At 62.7% G+C, this 17,065-nt stretch carries 14 protein-coding genes; 6 read left to right on the plus strand and 8 right to left on the minus strand.

Going from position 1 to position 17,065, the window contains the following annotated elements:
• Nucleotides 1–4: 4 nt before the first annotated feature.
• The 4 genes from HU767_RS05225 to HU767_RS05240 form a co-directional block, all read right to left on the minus strand.
• Complete coding sequence (locus HU767_RS05225) at nucleotides 5–1,222, minus strand: multidrug effflux MFS transporter (RefSeq protein ID WP_186728721.1); 1,218 nt, start codon at nucleotides 1,220–1,222, stop codon at nucleotides 5–7.
• Nucleotides 1,223–1,620: 398 nt separating this feature from the next.
• The gene (locus HU767_RS05230; RefSeq protein ID WP_186704758.1) at nucleotides 1,621–2,547 is read right to left on the minus strand and encodes a sugar ABC transporter substrate-binding protein; all 927 of its coding nucleotides are present in this window, start codon (nucleotides 2,545–2,547) and stop codon (nucleotides 1,621–1,623) included.
• Between the two features lie 81 nt (nucleotides 2,548–2,628).
• Nucleotides 2,629–3,420: a TIM barrel protein gene (locus HU767_RS05235; protein WP_186728719.1), complete on the minus strand. Its 792-nt coding sequence runs from the start codon at nucleotides 3,418–3,420 to the stop codon at nucleotides 2,629–2,631.
• A complete protein-coding gene (locus tag HU767_RS05240; RefSeq protein WP_186728718.1) occupies nucleotides 3,417–4,439 on the minus strand; it encodes a Gfo/Idh/MocA family oxidoreductase in 1,023 nt (340 codons plus the stop codon). Before HU767_RS05240 ends, HU767_RS05235 begins: the two co-directional genes overlap by 4 nt.
• Before the next feature lie 184 nt (nucleotides 4,440–4,623).
• Between HU767_RS05240 and HU767_RS05245 the strand changes: the two genes are divergently transcribed.
• Entirely contained in the window at nucleotides 4,624–6,624 is a 2,001-nt protein-coding gene (locus HU767_RS05245) for a sigma 54-interacting transcriptional regulator (protein WP_186728716.1), read from the plus strand.
• Between the two features lie 97 nt (nucleotides 6,625–6,721).
• A complete protein-coding gene (locus tag HU767_RS05250) occupies nucleotides 6,722–7,774 on the plus strand; it encodes a M28 family peptidase (RefSeq protein ID WP_186704762.1) in 1,053 nt (350 codons plus the stop codon).
• 24 nt (nucleotides 7,775–7,798) lie between these two features.
• On the opposite strand, the gene HU767_RS05255 is transcribed toward HU767_RS05250, so the two are convergent.
• From HU767_RS05255 to HU767_RS05265, 3 genes are all read right to left on the minus strand, one after another.
• A complete protein-coding gene (locus tag HU767_RS05255; protein WP_186728714.1) occupies nucleotides 7,799–8,032 on the minus strand; it encodes a hypothetical protein in 234 nt (77 codons plus the stop codon).
• Between the two features lie 278 nt (nucleotides 8,033–8,310).
• Nucleotides 8,311–9,192, minus strand: coding sequence for an AraC family transcriptional regulator (locus HU767_RS05260; RefSeq protein ID WP_186728712.1), 882 nt, complete (start codon nucleotides 9,190–9,192; stop codon nucleotides 8,311–8,313).
• Nucleotides 9,193–9,255: 63 nt separating this feature from the next.
• On the minus strand, nucleotides 9,256–10,200 hold the full coding sequence (locus tag HU767_RS05265; protein WP_186728710.1) for a DMT family transporter: 945 nt from the start codon (nucleotides 10,198–10,200) through the stop codon (nucleotides 9,256–9,258).
• Between the two features lie 74 nt (nucleotides 10,201–10,274).
• Here HU767_RS05265 and HU767_RS05270 point away from each other — a divergent pair, with 74 nt between their 5' ends.
• The gene (locus HU767_RS05270) at nucleotides 10,275–11,129 is read left to right on the plus strand and encodes a LysR family transcriptional regulator (protein WP_186728708.1); all 855 of its coding nucleotides are present in this window, start codon (nucleotides 10,275–10,277) and stop codon (nucleotides 11,127–11,129) included.
• Between the two features lie 147 nt (nucleotides 11,130–11,276).
• Here the strand turns inward: HU767_RS05270 and HU767_RS05275 are convergent, their stop codons facing one another.
• The gene (locus HU767_RS05275) at nucleotides 11,277–12,983 is read right to left on the minus strand and encodes an amidase (RefSeq protein WP_186704766.1); all 1,707 of its coding nucleotides are present in this window, start codon (nucleotides 12,981–12,983) and stop codon (nucleotides 11,277–11,279) included.
• Nucleotides 12,984–13,369: 386 nt separating this feature from the next.
• Here HU767_RS05275 and HU767_RS05280 point away from each other — a divergent pair, with 386 nt between their 5' ends.
• The 3 genes from HU767_RS05280 (at nucleotide 13,370) to HU767_RS05290 (ending at nucleotide 16,776) form a co-directional block, all read left to right on the plus strand.
• Nucleotides 13,370–14,044 carry a phosphoribosyltransferase gene (locus tag HU767_RS05280; RefSeq protein WP_186728705.1) on the plus strand — a complete coding sequence of 225 codons (675 nt, stop codon included), beginning with the start codon at nucleotides 13,370–13,372 and terminating at the stop codon, nucleotides 14,042–14,044.
• 150 nt (nucleotides 14,045–14,194) lie between these two features.
• Nucleotides 14,195–16,378, plus strand: coding sequence for a PAS domain S-box protein (locus tag HU767_RS05285; protein ID WP_186728703.1), 2,184 nt, complete (start codon nucleotides 14,195–14,197; stop codon nucleotides 16,376–16,378).
• A complete protein-coding gene (locus tag HU767_RS05290) occupies nucleotides 16,375–16,776 on the plus strand; it encodes a response regulator (RefSeq protein WP_186728701.1) in 402 nt (133 codons plus the stop codon). Before HU767_RS05285 ends, HU767_RS05290 begins: the two co-directional genes overlap by 4 nt.
• Nucleotides 16,777–17,065 lie beyond the last annotated feature (289 nt).

The following is a 17,065-nucleotide window of genomic DNA, read 5'->3' on the forward strand; positions in this document are numbered from 1 at the left end:
GTGATCAAATCTTGCCTCGCAGCAGGAACAACACCAGCGCGACCAGGCAGGCCGTCGCCTGGATCCCACCCAACGTGGTCATCGGCGCGAAGCTCAAGGCCGAGGCCAGCCAGGTGGCCAGCGCAGCCGCCCCCATGGAAAGAAACCCCAGCAGGGCGGAGGCCATCCCGGCTTCCTTGCCGAAAGGGCCCATGGCAATGGCCGTGCCCAGTGGATTGGCCAGGCCCATGCCCCAAAGGAACGTGACCATCGAAAGGGCATACCACCACAGCCCGGGCTCAGTCGGACCGACCAGAAGCAGGCCGCCTCCCATCATGGCGCAGGCAATGCCCAGCAACGTGACAATCCGGCCGCCAAGACGATGGGCCAGGCGCGGCGCCGCCATGCCGGCGGCGAACACCACAAAGACCGTCGAGGCGAAGTACAAGCCGGTCTGCACCGATGTCAGGCCGAAGCCTTGCATCAGGATGGCGGGCGCCGCCGCGAACGAGGCGAACAGGCCACTCAGCAGCAGGCCCATGGACACGGCCGGGAGGATGAAGCGCTTATCCGCTGCCAGTCGGCAATAGGCGAGTACCACGCTCCTGGCTGAGTGGGGGGCGCGGCGATCGGCGGGATGGGTTTCCCCCAGGTCGCGCACGTAGAAAAACGCCAGTGCAACAGCGGCCAGTCCCACCAGAAGGAAGATGGCACGCCAGCCGAGCGTGACGGCCAGGACACTGCCGGCCAGCGGCGAAAAGCCCGGTGCCGCGGCCGTGGCGATCATTGTCAGCGACAGGGCGCGGGCGAGCGTCTCGCCTTCGAACAGATCCCGGGCAATGGCCCGCGACAGTACCGAGGCTGCGCACACGCCCAGTGCTTGCACGACGCGTCCGGCGATCAGGACGTCGAGCGTGCTGGCAAAGCCGGCGATGACGGTGCCGACAACGAACACCGACAGCCCGCCCAGCACCAGCTTCTGGCGCCCGTAGCGGTCGGCCAGTGGCCCGACCACCAGTTGGCCCAAGGCGAAGGTGATGAAGAAGCTGGACAGCGTCAGGCCGAGTTCGCGAGCGGTCACGCCCAGGTCTTCACCGATCGCCGCGAACGCCGGAAGGATGATGTTGGTGGAGAGCATGCTGATCGCCGCCAGGCCGGCGAGCAGCGCGACGATTCTGCCGGTCAACGGTTGGCTGGAGGTGTGTTGCGTGCCGGCAATCGCCAATGAAGTTCGGGCTTGCATACGTCATTTCCTGCGCGTGTGATTGACGTGGACAAAACGTTGATGCCCAACGCGCCGACTTCAGTTCGCGAAGCCGCCGTCGAGTTGATATCCACATGATGATCGTAATATTTTGCCTAAATATGATGATCGTCATCTCAATCGTCAAGCTAAATATCGGGAATGCGCAGGTGGGGCTGATGAGGGGCAGTGTGTTGCCCCCCTTTGCCAGCTTCATGGCGATGTATCTAGTGGCCTGTGTGGCTAATTCGTGCACTCAACTTCGGCGCCAGAACTTGCCAGTCTGCGTTGCCATTCCTCGCCGTAGCGGGCTACGACTCGTCATGGCGCCTTGCCTGGCAAGCCCTGGCACTCGAATTTGAGTACTCGAATTAACCGTACAGGCCACTAGTCGCAGGTTATTTGTAATGTTGCTCGAACACTGCCAACTGCTCAGGCTTGATCAACTGGAAGGGCACCCAGACGTCCGTTTCCACTGGCTCGCCCTTGATCATCTTGAGCGCCGCCTGGACCGCGCTGGTCGCCTGGGCCTTGGGGTCCTGGAATACCGAGGCGACCAACATCCCGCGCTTGATCGCCGCCAGGCCGTCCGGCAACCCGTCGATGCCGACAATCGCAACCTCGCCCTTGGCTTTGCCGGCCTGCTGCAAGGCCATGGCGGCACCGATGGCCATCTCGTCGTTGTTGGCGACGATGGCATCGAAACGACTCCCGGCCAGTAACCAGTTGCTGGTCAGGTCCATCCCTTTGTTGCGCTGCCACTCGGCACTTTGCTGCTCGACGATCTTGATCCCGGGATAATCCTTGAGCACCTGCTTGACGCCTTCGGTGCGGTCGTGGGTAGCGTTTTGCGCCAGGTCGCCCATGATTATCGCCAGGTTGCCCTTGCCGCCGAGTTTTTCGGCCAGGTAGCGCATTTGCAGCTGTCCGGCCTCGATGTCATTGGAGGCCACGGTGACGACGCCTTTGGGCAAGGTGCGCTCGTCCGGGTGACGGTTGACGTAGACCAGCGGCATCTTCGCGTCGACCGCGGCGCGGGTGATGTTGGCGGTGGCGGAGGTGTCCACCGGCAGGACAATGACCGCGTCCACTTGCTGGTTGATGAAACCCTGGACCTGGTTGAGTTGGCGCACCACATCGCCCTGGGCGTCTTCGAACTGGATCTGCACGTTTTCCTTTTTCGCGGCCTCGTCCAGGCCGTTACGTACGTAGGTCATGAAGTTGTCGTCGACCCTGGCGATGCTGACGCCGATGCGATAGTCGGCGGCGGCCCATTGGCTGAACAGCAACAGCAGGGTGGCGAAAAGCAGTGTGCAACGACGCATGATGATTATCCTTTTGTTGTTATGGGTTGAAACGTCACCAAGAACTGAAAATCTGCCGCACATGTTGAGTGCGTCGGGGCTTTATCCATCAAGCGTGAAGGCTTGCCTGAAACGCTCGAGCGCGACCTCGCTGTCACCGCTGGCCCAGCCTTCCAGGCCGACGACACCGCTGTATCCCATGCCGAACAAGGCCTTGGCAATCGCGGGGTAGTGGATCTCGCCGGTGCCGGGCTCCCTGCGCCCCGGGACGTCGGCCACTTGGATTTCGCCGATGGCGCTGCCGGCGCGCTGGATCAGTTCGATCAGGTTTCCTTCGCCGATCTGGGCATGATAGAGGTCCAGGTTCATCTTCAAGTGCGGGCTGCCCACGGCCTCGATCAGCGCCAGGGTATCGTCAGCGCGGGCGAAAGGCGTGCTCGGGTGGTCGACCTCGGTGTTGAGGTTTTCCAGCAGGAACACCCGGCCCGCGTCTTCCCCCAGGCGAGCGATTTTTTCCAGCGTCTTGCAGGCGCTCAACCACATGCGGCCGGTGGTCTGGGCCACGGGTTTGACCGGCAAGCCCTGATCACCCAGGCCGGTGCCGTGCAGGTTCAGGCTTGGGCAACCCAATTGAGCGGCGACGGCCAAGGATTCCTGGGCGCTGTCGAGCAACTGTCGGATATCGTCGGGGTCGGTCAGGTTGCCCGACAGGTAGCCGGTCATGGAGGTGAAGTCCGCGCCCGTCGCCACGAGGGCCTGGATGTCCTTGGTCGCCCAGTTCCATATCTCGACGCTGAAGCCCAGCGCGTGGATGCGTCTGACCCGTTCGGTAAAAGGCAGGTCGAGGAAGACCATCTCGGCGCTGATCGCCAGTTTGAATGGGATGAAACTCATGACAGCGCTCCTTGCACGCGCACCGTCTTGCCCTGTTGGAAGGACTCGATACAGGCGCGGGCAATGGCCAGTGCTGCCCGGGCATCTTCACCGCTGGCCAGCGGTTTTTCGCCGCTGCGCACACAACTGGCGAAGTGATTGAGTTCGGCCACGTAGGCATCACGCAGCAAGTCGGTGTCCATGCGCTGGGTGTCGGCCTGGACCCCATTGGCCAGGTACCGCAGCAAGTCGGAATCGTTGACGTTGCCCATGGTCAGCATGCCGGCGCTGCCGAACACTTCGCCGCGGACATCGTAGCCATACACGGCCTGGAAATTGGCCTCGGCCGTGGCGATGGCGCCATTGTCGAAGCGGATCGTGACCACCGCGGTGTCGAGAAAACCTTTGTCCTTGTAGGCGGGGGCGATCAGGGCATCGGCCATCACAAAGACCTCAACCGCCTCGGCGCCCGGGTTCAGGTAGCGCAGGGTGTCGAAATCATGGATCAGGGTTTCCAGGAAGATCACCCATTGCGGCGACGCGGCCGGGTTGTTCAGCGCCGGATCCCGGGTCAGTGAGCGTAGCAGTTGTGGCGTACCGATCCGGCCGGCCATCACATCCAGATGAGCGGTGCGAAAGCTTTTGGCAAAACGTCGGTTGAAGCCGACTTGTAGCGTCACTCGTGCATCGGCAGCGGCGGCGATGGCGCGGTCCGCTTCATCCAGGGTGATGGCCATCGGTTTTTCACAGAACACGCTTTTGCCGGCCCGGGCCGCACTGATCACCAGCTCGGCATGGCTGCGCGCCGGCGCGGCAATCAGCACGGCGTCGATGTCCGGGTCATCCAGCAACTGCTGTGGGGCGGTATAGATCTTCTGCACGTCCAGTTCTGCCGCCAGGCGTGCGGCTTGGCCGGGGGTAGGGTCGGCGATGGCGGCGAGGCACGCGCCAGGGATGTGCCGGGCGGCGGTCAGGCCGTGAAAACTGCCCATGCGGCCGGCACCGATGAGGCCCAGGCGGAGGGTCTTGGATGTGCTCATGAATATGACTCCCTTTATTGTTTTTACGACTCGGCGGCAAGAATGTCCTCGTCTGTTCATGCAGGGAGCAAGGGCTGTGCCAATAGTTAACTTATTGATATTTAATGGTTTTTATTTGAATCAATGTTCATGTCGATGACATGTCTATACTGACATGTCGAAAATATGAACATATGGCCGAACCATGGATCAGCAACCCATAGCGTTGAGCGACGAAGACCGCGATTACCTCACCACGCTTGGCCCAGCGTCGTTGAACGACGGGCCGGGCACGGCGCTGGAGGATGCCTGGCGAGCGTGCTGGCAAGGGCGGACCGAGCGCCCAGTCGGGATCCGCCGGGTGATCTGGGAATCCTGGTTGCGCAGCGTCAGTGCCGGCCTCGATCCGGAAGACGGCGCGTACCGTTTTGTCGCGCCCGCCGACCTGACCGCGACACTGGCTGCCAACCGGGAACTGATCGCTGCGGCGGCGCAAGTCATGCGCGGTTTGCTCGCCTATAACCCCAGGGGCCATATCAACCTGACCGATGCCGAAGGCACCACGTTGTACTTCTGCGGCCTGGACCTCACTCCCATTGGCAGTCGACTGCTGGAGTCGGTGCAGGGCACCAATTGCACCGGGTTGGCAATCGTCGAAGACCGCTTGGTGTATGTGTTGGCCGAGGAGAATTTCGGGCTTGGCCTGCGCCAGCGCCGCATGCATTGCGCCGCCGCGCCCATCCGCGATGCCCAGGGCCGGACCCTGGGCATGTTGACCTTGACGGCCGAGCCAGGCTGGTTTCACTTTCATACGCTGGGCACCGTCCAGGCCGCGGCCGAGGCTGTCTCCAGGCAGATGACTCTGCAGGCCTTGCTGGAAGAACAACAGACCGTGCTTGAGGTGCTCAACGAGGGCTTGGTGGTATTGGATGAGCGCGGCTGCATCAAGGCCCTCAACCATTACGCCCGACAGTTGTTTCGCGTCGGCCATGACCTGCTCGGGAGTCCGTTCCAGAGCCTGGGGCAGAGCGAATTGACCGATGCGGTCCTGCTCGGGGGCGGCGACGGGGTGCGTGACTTGGACTGCACCTTTGAACTGCACGATCGCAGCCATCTGGCTTGCCTGGTGTCGGTCTGTCCGCTGGCGCAAGGCGGGCGGATCGTTTCGTTGCGCGAGAACCGACGCATCCGGGAAATCACCCGGCGGATCATCGGCACCCAGGCCAGCTACACCTTTGAAACCATCCTGGGCCGCTCGCAGGCGATCCAGGATGCAATGCACTTGGCGCGGATTGCCAGTCGCAGTGATTCGACCACGCTGATCCTCGGCGAGAGTGGCACGGGCAAGGAGCTGTTCGCCCAGGCTATCCATAACGCCAGCGATCGTCGTGGCGGGCCTTTCGTGGCGGTCAATTGCGGCGCGATTCCGCGAGACCTGGTGCAAAGCGAGCTGTTCGGTCATGTCGAAGGCGCTTTCACCGGGTCGGCTCGCGGTGGGTCGGCCGGCAAGTTCGAACTGGCCGATGGTGGGACAATCTTCCTCGACGAAATCGGTGACATGTCCTTCGATGCGCAGGTCAGCCTGCTGCGTGTCTTGCAGGAAGGTGAGGTGACACGGGTGGGTGCGAAAAAATCGCTGCGGGTCAACGTGCGCATCATCGCTGCCACCCACCGCAACCTGAGCCAGGCGGTGGCCGAGGGGGCTTTTCGCGAGGACCTTTACTACCGGCTCAACGTGCTGAACCTGACGGTGCCGCCATTGCGGATGCGTCGCGAGGATGTGCCGTTGCTGGCGCGGCATTTTCTCGCCCGTTGTGCCCGGTCGCTGCGCAAGACGATGCAGGACGTTTCGCCAGCGGCGCTGGATTTGCTGGGCGCCTATCACTGGCCGGGCAATGTCCGTGAGCTGGAAAACGTCATTGAACGGGCGACGAACCTGGCAATGACCGAACTGATCCAGCCGAGTGACCTTGCGCTGGAAATCAGGCAGCGCGGGCGACCCTCGATCTGGGCAAATGTGCCAGAACCGCGGACGGCGCCGGACCTGGGCACCTATGAAATGAACGCGATCATTGCCGCCCTCAAGGAGACGCGCGGAAACATCCGCCTGGCTGCCCAACGGTTGAACGTGTCGCGCGGTGGCTTGTACAACAAGATGAATCGATTCGGACTCAAGATCGAAACGTTCCGTTCGGGGCTGGATTGACCGGTCATGACCGAGCGAATACCGATTTGAACGGACGGGAAACAGGTGGGGTCTACGCTGTTCAAGGGTCGTGACGGGAACCTATCTGATGCCTTCAATGAGTATTCAGCCTTTGCTCGAAGAATTGCTTCTGGCCCGCGGCCCCGGCGGGCAGGAAGATGAAGTCCGGGAAATATGTCTCAGGGAACTGGGCAAGCACTGTGATGAGGTCGTTGTCGACGAGGCCGGCAACATCCGGGGACTGATCAAGGCGTCGGATGAGTCTTCGCAAGCACAGCCCATCAGGGTCATGGCGCACCTCGATGAAATTGCCATGATCGTGAAGAAGACAAGGCCCGACGGTAACTTGGAAGTCGTGGCGCTGGGCGGTGCCCAGCCCATTTGTTTTGGCGTTTGTCCGGTCGACATACTCGGCGATAACCAATGCCTGCCCGGCGTACTGTCTTATGGTTCCATGCACAACACTGGTGGCTCCGCCCAAGGGCGGGATGTGCTGTCAGGGGCGGTGCAGTGGAGCGACGTCCATGTCATCACCCGCTGTTCCCAGGAGGAGCTGACCGCCGCCGGTATCCGGCCCGGCGTGCGCGTGGTGCTCAGTCGGCACTGGCGCCGGCCGTTCCAGGTGAAAGACACGGTCGCCGCCCACTTCCTTGATGACCGGGCGCCCTTGGCGGCAGTGATCACCACCGCGCAGCAGCTGAAAAACAAAAGGCACGCGCTCAAGCAAGACGTCTGGTTCGTCTGCACGACACTTGAGGAAGAGTCCAACGCCGGTGCGCTTTATGCCGCTGCCCGCGTGCCGGGTGACACCACCATCGCGGTCGAGGTAGGCCCGGTCCTGGAGGAGTACGGAACGGTGTTATCGGCAGACCCGATTATCAACACGGGGGATCAGAAGGGTTATTACACCCGCTCTGTCGTGGATGCCCTGGTCAAGGCTGCACAGCGCTCGGGCTATCACCCACAAGTTGCGCTCCTGGTCGATTTTGCCTCCGATGCGAGTGCGATCATGAGTGCGGGAGTGGCCGCGCGAGCGGGGTGCATCGCCATTCCAACGGAAAATACCCATGGCTTTGAAATGGTGCTTCATGAAGGCATCGTTGCGTGTGCGGCGACACTCACCGAATACCTGATCCATCCCATGGCGTGAAGACGCGCGCCTGGCCGGCCATGCCTACTTCGAACTGGCCGGTCGCAGCCTGCCGCGGCCCTTGCCGGACAGCCCCGAACCGGCCTGCTGACCCAGCGTCGGCTGCTTGGCGATCATTACCTCAACGGCGCTGCGTTGGCCGATGGACAAGGCACTGGTTTGGGCGGGTGAAGGTCCATGTTCGGCGGCGGAGGCAATGCTGTTCGCTTGAGGCTTGAGGCTTGAGGCTTGAGGCTTGAGGCTTGAGGCTTGAGTCATGAGTCATGAGTCATGAGTCATGAGCCTTAAGGTACGAGCCATTGTGGATGAGTCATTGTGGCGAGGGAGCTTGCTCCCGCTGGGCTGCGTAGCAGCCCCGATGCGGCCATCGAGGGTGCCAGATTACTCGGGCCAACTGGCGCGGGGGGGGCGCTTCGCACCCCAGCGGGAGCAAGCTCCCTCGCCACAGATGTATTCAGTAAGGGGGGGTGTCGACATCAAGGGTGGGGCTGGCGAATGACCACCAGGCTCGTCTCGTTGTAGACGTGGGACTATGATCACCTGAGCGGCAGAAAGAGTTCGGTTACGGCTTCGTTCTCGGCAACGTCCGGAAAGAACGTAATGCGCTGGCAATAGAGCGGGAAATCTCCCGGTTCCTCACCGCTGGCCGGCAGCCAATCCCTGTAGAGGTACAGCGCGGCAGGCTCAAGGTTATCGGCGCCACCTTCGACCCGCAGCACGGCACAACGCCCGGCAGGGATACTGCCGGCCTTGATCGCTTCGCCGTTTGGCGTGATGGGTTGGTCCGTCCCTGCGCATAGATCCAATCGATAGTGTTGCGGTGCAGTCGCGCGCGGGTCGGTGTGGAAGACATTGAACGTCGGGCTGATCGGCGGGACCAGGCCGACACTGCGTCGCCAGGTAATGAAGCGTTGGATCGTCGCACCGATCGTCGCGGGATCGCCTCGGTGTTCCATGATGGCGACGGGTGTCGCGAGAACACTCCGGATCCGTACATCGCTGGGTTGATAAGTCGTGGGCATGAAACGGTTCCTCGCGTTGTGCAGTGGCGTGAAAGTAATGCCCCAATGCTGCCAGTCGGGCGATTTGCGGAAATTCGAGGGTTGTTGGCCCACGCGCTGTCGAAAGGCACGGGCAAAGGCGTCAGGCGCACCGTAACCGGCACCCATGGCAATTTCGGTAATCGTCTCATGTTCGCGAAACGCCAGTTTGTAGGAGGCGCGTTTCATTCGAGCGAGTTGGACATAGCGGTGCAAGGGCAGGTTGAACGTCGCCATGAACTGCCGGTGGAAATGGTATTTCGAAAAAACCGCGACGCCGCTCAATGTATCCAGGTCCAAGCAGTCATCCAGATGCCGGTCGATGTAATCGAGTACCTTCTGCATCCGGGATTGGTAGCGCTTTTGTGTGTCGGTCATGGTCTTTTCCTATAGAGGACACCAGCATGAGGCCAGCCAGCCCGATGCGCTCGACCGATCTTGCTATCTTGAATTTGCAACCGCCTGCCGCGCTTCGGTACCCACGACCAGCCAGATGCCGACCCCGGACACGGCCATCCCCACCGCCATCTGCCAGGAAAGTGGTTCGTTGAACATCGCCCAGGCCCAGAGCATGGTAATGGGCGGGCTGAGGTACAGGACGCTGGCGACGCGGGTGGCGGTCGTGCGGCGCAGGCACAGCCAGTAGAGCCCGTAGCCGCCCATTGTCGAAATGCCCGCTGTCCACAAGACGCTCAGTGCAAAGCCGGTGCTGGGTAGCGGGGCCAGGCTGCCATGGACGCCTTCCACCAGGGCGAAGGCCAGGCCCGACACGCAACACTGCAGCCATAGGTTGGGCAGCAGGCCCAGCGATTGTTCGGCGGGCAGGTATTTCTGCCACAGGGTCGCGACGGCGAGCGAGAGCATGCCAAGCAGCGGCAGGCCATAGGCCCACAAGGGTGCGTTGCCCCACGCCAATGCGCCCTGGGTCACCAGCATGACGCCGACCAGGCCGATCAATAGCCCCGCCCAGACCTGCCAGGCCAGCCGTTGCCGGAGTACGCCGGCGGCCAGCAGCGCCAGGCCCAGCGGCAGCAGGTCGGCGACCAGCGCGGCCAGGCCCGCCGGTACACCCAGGGCAATGCCTTGGGTGATACCGCCCAGGTAGCCCGCCATCGCCAAGAGGCCGATGCCGGCGTTTTTCAACAGCGCGACGGGCGAGGTTCGGCGTAGTTGCCCGGCGACGAAGGGCAGCAGGACGAGCGTGACCACGACGCACCGCCAGAACACCACCAGCAATGCCGGCGCGTAGTCGATGGAAAAGCGCGCGCCAATAAAGCCGGAGCTCCACGACACCAGCAAAGCCGCTTCGAGCAAGGGCAGTGGGATCAGCCAATGCCAGGCGGGCCGGGACCGGGACGTGCAGGTCAACGCTTTATTCGGGTTCATGGCCACAGGCTACGGAACCCGGCTAATCTAATAAATCAAAATGAATTGCATCAGTCATTTACGAAGATTGAATCATGACGGCCATACTTGATATCGATTTGATACGTACTTTTCATGCGGTGGCGCGGATCGGGAAATTCAGTGGGGCGGCGGAACAACTGCACAAAAGCCCGGCGGCGGTCAGCGTGCATATCCAGCGGTTGGAAGCAGTGGCGGGCGGGCGGTTGCTCAACCGGGACAATCAATCGGTATCCCTTACCGCGTTGGGCAAGCGTTTGCTCGTGGCGACGACGGAGCTGCTCAATACCCACGACCGGGTGCTGGCCGACCTGCACGGCACCCGCCTGGCGGGACGTATCACCCTGGGGGTGCCGGATGAATATGCCGACCATGTCATCCGCGACATCCTCCCGACCTTCGCCACCGCGTGGCCCAATGTTGTGCTGGAACTCAAGACCGCGCCAAGTTACGCGCTGCGTGACCAGGTGCAGCGCGGCAAGCTTCAGGCAGCGGTGGTTACCCAGCCGAAGGGCCAAGCGGACACAGAAACGCAAGTGCTGGTGTCCACCACGCCGGTCTGGGTCGGGCCAATCCACGGGACGGTGGCCTCGCTGGAGCCGTTGCCGCTGGCGGTGCATGCGGCGCAATGCCCTTATCGGCAAGCGATGATCGAAGCCCTCAGGCAAAGCGGGCGCAGGACGCGCATTGTCCTGGAAAGCCCCTCCAACCAGGCCGTCAAGGCCTGCGTGGAGGCCGGATTGGCGATCAGCCTGATCGACCGTGGGCGGGTGACGGATGCGATGCGGATCCTTGAAGGCCTGCCGGTGATCGAGGAGCATGAGGTGGTGTTTATGCGATCGCAGGCGGCACAGGGTGATGAGGCCGTGGGCCTGCTTGCTCGTGCCATGCAACAGTGTTTCCGGCTGTAGAACCGGTCTGGGGACTGCTGCGCAGTCCAGCGGGAGCAAGCTCCCTCGCCACGGGGTTGCGCCCGTACTCAAAAGTGAAGTCGTACGCTGCTTTTGTGGCGAGGGAGCTTGCTCCCGCTGGGTTGCGCAGCAACCCCAATGACCGGCTCAAGCCGACAGCGGCGGGGTCCGAGGCGGGACCAGGCGCTTGGAGCCGATCGACTCGAACGCCGATGCCAGTCGCAACAGTTTCGAATCATCATAGGCGCGCCCGGCAAATGTCAGCCCGACGGGCATGCCGATGTCCGCCATGACGCCCATCGGCACGGTGACCGTGGGCACGCCCAGGTGACGAATGGCGAGGTTGCCGTTGGCGACCCAGACCCCGTTGCTCCAGGCGATATCGGCAGAGGCCGGATTGATATCCGCGTCCGCCGGCCCGACGTCGGCGACGGTCGGGAAGATCACCGCGTCCAGGCCCAGCCGTTCCATCCAGTCTTCCAGGTCGATCCGGCGTGTTTCTTCGAGCCCCCGCAACCCGTCGGGCAATGTCGGGATCTGGTCCCAAGGCGTGATGCCGCGTTGGGCCATCTTCACGTACTCATCCATGCCGGCGGCCAGGTCGTCCTCGCGGTTGGGCAGGGTGCCCGGGTCGTGGGGGAAGATCTTCGGTCCATCGACGTCGGCCAGGCGATTCAACTGCGGATCACCGTTGGCCCGCAGGAAATCATCGAATGCCCAGGCCGACAGGTCCCACAATTCATGGTGCAGGAATTCCTTGGAAACCAGGCCACGGGTGAACACCGTCGGCGTGCCGGGACGATCGCCCTCGCAATTGGACACCAGTGGGAAATCCACCTCGACCACTTCGGCGCCACAGGCCTCCAGGGCCTTGCGGGCTTGCTCCCAAAGGTCGATCACCGAGGCGCGAGTGATGATGCGCTGCCCCGTCGGGCCGCCGATGCCGGGGGCCTCGGCCGTGCCGGCTTCAGGGTCGGCATTGATGTACATCCGTGGCACGCCGAACCGAACGCCGGCCAGCGCTCCGGGTTTGCTGGCAAGGCTCGGATACGAAGCGGGACGAACCGAATCGACGCTCGGAATCGGCACCCAGGGCTGCAGGCGCCACAGGTCGCCACGGGTGTCCGGGTCCTCGGCCACCACCACGTCCAGCACTTCGAGCAGGTCGGCCATGGTCCTGGCGAAGGGCACCACGACGTCCATGGTCGGCGTCAACGGCCAGTTGCCCCGCACCGAAATCACCCCACGGGACGGCGTGTAGGCGCACAGGCCGTTGTTCGACGCCGGGCCGCGCCCGCTCGACCAGGTTTCTTCAGCCAGGCCGAATGCCGCGAAACTGGCGGCGGTCGCCGTGCCCGCACCGTTCGAGGAGCCGGAGGCAAAGGGGGCAGTGAGGTAGTCGCCGTTGTATGGGCTTTCCGCCCGGCCATACACCCCGCGCTGCATCCCGCCGTTGGCCATGGGCGGCATGTTGGTCTTGCCCAGGCAGATGGCCCCGGCGGCGCGCAGCCGTTCGATGGTGAACGCATCGCGATAGGCCACCAGGTCCTTGAACGCCGGGCTGCCGGACGCGGCGGTGAGGCCCTTGACTAGATAACTGTCCTTGGCCGTATAGGGAATGCCGTCGAGTGGACCGAGGGTCTGGCCGTTGGCCCGGCGGGCATCGGAGGCCTGCGCTTCCTTCAGCGCATCCGGGTTGCGCACCACCACCGCGTTGAGGGCGGTGGGCGTGTCGGGGCCGTCGTAGGCATCGATCCTGGCGAGGTAGGCCTGGACAAGCGCTACCGCCGTGGTCTGGCCCGATTCCAGCGCGGCGCGCAGTTGGGCAATGGAAACTTCGGTGATGTCGATCATGCAGTTACCGCCGCGGCAGAAGGATGACGGGGTGTGCGGTCCATTGACGTTGGGGCCTGGCACTTCAGGTCATCTCAAGGTGGATATTTATCGGGTTTTGACTACTGTACTACGGAAGATCGAACAAGGGCAGCCCAGGTTTGACGGGATTTTTCTCGGGCGTGCCAAAATTTCTCCTCCGTCAGACCTCGTTAAGAAACGGCTTCGGCAGGCGTAATGACTCGCGATTCCCAAGTCGCTGGCGCCGACGATGCGGTCACGCCCGCCGATTGGCGTGACGACGCAGGCAGTTTGGATCACTCAGCCGTTGCTGGACACCCCGTGCCGGGTATCCTGACAGGGTGACTGTGCGGACGACGTGTCTGTTTTTGCAAGGAGACCCGACTATGAATCCCCTGTCTTTTGCATCGCCTCCTTATGCCGATCGAGCCGCGGCCGGCCAGCGCTTGATAGAACCCTTGACCCAGTATCGTGGGCGGAGCAATGCGATCGTCCTGGCGTTGCCCCGGGGTGGCGTGCCCGTCGCCTGGGAGGTGGCCGACGCCCTGGGGCTGCCCCTCGACCTGATACTGGTGCGCAAGCTCGGTGTTCCGTCTCATCCGGAAGTGGCGATGGGCGCGATTGCCAGCGGCGCCATCCAGATTCGCAACGACGATGCGTTGCGTGCCCATCACGTCGACCAGGCTGCCTTCGATGCGGTGCTCCAGCGGGAAAGGCAGGAACTGGCGCGCCGTGAAGCGCTTTATCGCGGCAGCCGCCCACCTGTCGACCTGAAACAGCAGGTGGTCCTGCTTGTGGATGATGGCCTGGCCACCGGTGCGTCAATGATGGCGGCGGTCCATGCGGTACGCCTGCAAAACCCTCTTGCCATCGTGGTTGCCGTTCCAGTGGCGCCGGTCGAAACCGCCGAAGCCTTGCGCAGTGAGGTCGATGAGTTTGTGTGTCCGTTGATGCCCGAGTGGATGCGCTCGGTCGGCGATTGGTACGAAGACTTCAGCCAGACCCCGGACGAAACAGTGGTCGCGCTACTGGACAGGGCCTGGAGCAGGCCTCGTTCATAACCGCTGCGCGAGCCTGTCGATTTATGCCATGGCTGACGTACGGCACAGGCGCCGTTGTCCTTGAAGAGTTTCCTGAACTCGCGCGCTCAATAGCGATCTAGAGTCCATTGAGACCCTGAGCGTTGCAGCCAGGGGGTTTGAGGATGACTGATGTCGAACATTGAAGAGCTCCCCTTGGAAGCCTGTACGCCAAGCGAATACGAAAGCCTGATCGCTATGGGGACGAATGCGCTGGATGCCATTCCCGGTGCGGTGTACCTCTGCGATCGCCAGGGGTGGCTCGTGCGGTATAACAGCGAGGCGGCCGAGCTGTGGGGAAGGGCGCCGACGCTTGGAGAGAACGGCGACCGCTTCTGCGGCGCCCATCGATTGTTCCTGGCCGACGGAACGCCGCTGGCATTCGAGCACAGTCCGACGGCCTCGGCGCTCGATACCGGCATTGCGCCGCGCAATCAGGAAGTGATCATCCAACGTCCGGATGGCTCGCGGTTCGTGGCGCTTATGAACATCCGCGCCCTCAGGGATCGGCGGGGCGTCATTCAAGGGGTGATCAATTGCTTCCAGGACGTTTCGGCGCACCACGCCATGGCCGAAGAGCTTCGGCGCAAAAGTGCCGACCTGGAAGACTTTTTTGAAAACAGCGCGGTGGGCCTGCATATCGTCAGTGGCGATGGCACCATCCTGCGCGCCAACAAGGCGGAGCTGGCGCTGCTGGGTTATTCGGCGCAAGAATACATCGGTCGCCACATCACCGAATTTCATGTCGACGAGCCGGTTATTGGCGACATTCTCACCAAGCTGGGCAGTGGCGATCGCCTGGAGAGCTATCCGGCGCGCCTGAGGGCCAAGGACGGCTCGATCAAGCATGTCACGATCACCTCGAACGGCCGGTTCGAGAACGGAAAACTCTTCAATACCCGCTGCTTCACCATCGACAGGAGCAGCGTCCATGCGGCCGAGGCGGCGCGCCAGGACAGCGATGACCGGCTTTCGGCGACCTACGAAGCGGCGACCATCGGCATTGCCGAGGCCGGCATCGACGGCCGCTTGCTCCGGGTGAACGATGCCCTGTGCAACATGCTGGGCCGCTCGCGGGAAGAGCTCCTGGCGATGACCTTCCTGGATTACACCCACCCCGACTGCATTGCGCAGGATGCCGGGTTGTACGCCCGCCAAGTGGCCGGTGAATTGGATAATTACGTGCTGCGCAAGCGCGCGGTGAAGCCCGATGGCGAGGTGGTTTACCTCGACATCCACAGCTCATCGGTGAGGGACGCCAACGGTACGTTTCGGTATGGCGTGCGGGTGCTGCAGGACGTCACGCTGGCGCGGCGCATGGAAAACCAGGTCCGCGAAAGCGAACGGCACATGCGCAATCTCCTTGAAGCGTTGCCGGCCGCGGTGTACACCACCGACGCCGAGGGGCGGATCACGTTCTTCAACCGCGCCGCTATCGAGTTGTCGGGGCGCACGCCGCAGTTGGGTGAGATGTGGTGTGTGACCTGGAAACTGTTCAATACCGACGGAACCGCGCTGCCCCACGATCAATGCCCGATGGCGGTGGCGCTGAAGGAAAATCGGCCGATACGCGGCGTCGAGGCGATTGCGGAGCGGCCCGATGGCAGCCGTGTACCGTTCACGCCGTTTCCCACGCCTTTGCATGACGCCGATGGAAACCTGGTGGGCGCCATCAACATGCTGGTGGACATTTCCGAGCGAAAGCAGGCGGAAAACCGGCAGAAGACATTGATCGATGAGCTCAATCACCGGGTCAAGAACACCCTGGCCACGGTGCAATCCCTGGCGGCCCAGACCGCGCGCAATGCCGAGGATGCGAAGGACGGCTACCGGCGTTTCGAGGCAAGGCTGTTGGCCTTGTCGCGAGCACACGATCTCTTGACCAAACGGCATTGGGGCCAGACGCCGCTCGACACCCTGGCCCATGAAGTGCTGATGCCGGTCTTCGGGCATGAGCCTGGCCGTGTGGCGATCGAGGGGGCTGCCGTGGACGTCGGCACCCGCGTGGCGCTCAACCTGACGATGACCCTCAATGAACTGGCGATCAACGCGCTTAAATATGGGGCCATGTCGGTCGAGACGGGCACGCTCGCCGTCACCTGGCAGCTGCAAGCCCAAGGGGACGGAACGCTGTTGACCCTTGACTGGCAAGAGCGAGGAGGGCCAGCGGTCGCCCCGCCGGAGCGGGAAGGGCTGGGTTCGCGCCTGATGAAGCGTTGCATCGAGCGCGACTTGGGTGGCACCTTTGAGCTCACCTTTGCTTCACAGGGCGTTTGCTGTCGCTTTTCGTTCCTGATTGGGGTGGCTGGGGCATGACCCCATTGGCTGGAAACAGGGTGCTGGTCGTCGAGGACGAAGGCGCCATTGCCCTATTGATCGAAGAGATGCTGGAGGAATTCGGATGCGAGGTCGTGGCGTCGGTCGCCCGGCTCGCTAAGGCCTGTGAAATCGCTCGCGCGGTGCAAGTTGACCTGGCGATCCTGGACGTCAACCTGGCTGGCGAGCGCGTGTTCCCGGTGGCCGAGATTCTTCGTGGTCGCCACATTCCCTTTCTGTTCAGCACCGGATACGGCGCGAGCGGGCTGCCGGCCGAATACGCCGGGTGCCCGGTGCTGCACAAACCGTTTTCGCAAAGCGAGTTGCAGCAGAAAATGGCCGTAACGCTGAAGCAAGCCCGCGAAAGTGGCCTGGCATCCAGCATCGATGTTGACTGACCCACCGCAATCGCGAGCAGGCTCGCTCCCACAATGGATTTAGGGTGTGCCCACGATCTGAATCAAACCAGAACTCCCCTGTGGGAGCGGGCTTGCTCGCGAAAGCGGTAGTTCAGCCAACCACGATATCGACAAGTACGCCACCTTCGCGAGCAAGCCCGCTCCCACAGAGATTTGGGCCAGACACGACCTTTACGAATCGCTCGAAAAACTGTGGGAGCGAGCCTGCTCGCGATGACGTTGGCACAGGCAATTCATCGCTGACTGACCCACCGCCATCGCCAGCAAG

It is taken from the genome of Pseudomonas sp. SWRI179, from assembly GCF_014268705.1.
Taxonomy (GTDB): Bacteria; Pseudomonadota; Gammaproteobacteria; order Pseudomonadales; family Pseudomonadaceae; genus Aquipseudomonas; species Aquipseudomonas zanjanensis.

Excerpts from the sequence above, each read along its gene's own strand:
- HU767_RS05280 (WP_186728705.1), top strand. The coding sequence starts at position 13,370 with ATGAATCCCCTGTCTTTTGCATCGCCTCCTTATGCCGATCGAGCCGCG.
- HU767_RS05285 (WP_186728703.1), top strand. The coding sequence starts at position 14,195 with ATGTCGAACATTGAAGAGCTCCCCTTGGAAGCCTGTACGCCAAGCGAA.
- HU767_RS05275 (WP_186704766.1), bottom strand. The coding sequence starts at position 12,983 with ATGATCGACATCACCGAAGTTTCCATTGCCCAACTGCGCGCCGCGCTG.
- HU767_RS05225 (WP_186728721.1), bottom strand. The coding sequence starts at position 1,222 with ATGCAAGCCCGAACTTCATTGGCGATTGCCGGCACGCAACACACCTCC.
- HU767_RS05230 (WP_186704758.1), bottom strand. The coding sequence starts at position 2,547 with ATGCGTCGTTGCACACTGCTTTTCGCCACCCTGCTGTTGCTGTTCAGC.
- HU767_RS05270 (WP_186728708.1), top strand. The coding sequence starts at position 10,275 with ATGACGGCCATACTTGATATCGATTTGATACGTACTTTTCATGCGGTG.
- HU767_RS05260 (WP_186728712.1), bottom strand. The coding sequence starts at position 9,192 with ATGACCGACACACAAAAGCGCTACCAATCCCGGATGCAGAAGGTACTC.
- HU767_RS05245 (WP_186728716.1), top strand. The coding sequence starts at position 4,624 with ATGGATCAGCAACCCATAGCGTTGAGCGACGAAGACCGCGATTACCTC.
- HU767_RS05265 (WP_186728710.1), bottom strand. The coding sequence starts at position 10,200 with ATGAACCCGAATAAAGCGTTGACCTGCACGTCCCGGTCCCGGCCCGCC.
- HU767_RS05290 (WP_186728701.1), top strand. The coding sequence starts at position 16,375 with ATGACCCCATTGGCTGGAAACAGGGTGCTGGTCGTCGAGGACGAAGGC.
- HU767_RS05235 (WP_186728719.1), bottom strand. The coding sequence starts at position 3,420 with ATGAGTTTCATCCCATTCAAACTGGCGATCAGCGCCGAGATGGTCTTC.
- HU767_RS05255 (WP_186728714.1), bottom strand. The coding sequence starts at position 8,032 with ATGACTCAAGCCTCAAGCCTCAAGCCTCAAGCCTCAAGCCTCAAGCCT.
- HU767_RS05250 (WP_186704762.1), top strand. The coding sequence starts at position 6,722 with ATGAGTATTCAGCCTTTGCTCGAAGAATTGCTTCTGGCCCGCGGCCCC.
- HU767_RS05240 (WP_186728718.1), bottom strand. The coding sequence starts at position 4,439 with ATGAGCACATCCAAGACCCTCCGCCTGGGCCTCATCGGTGCCGGCCGC.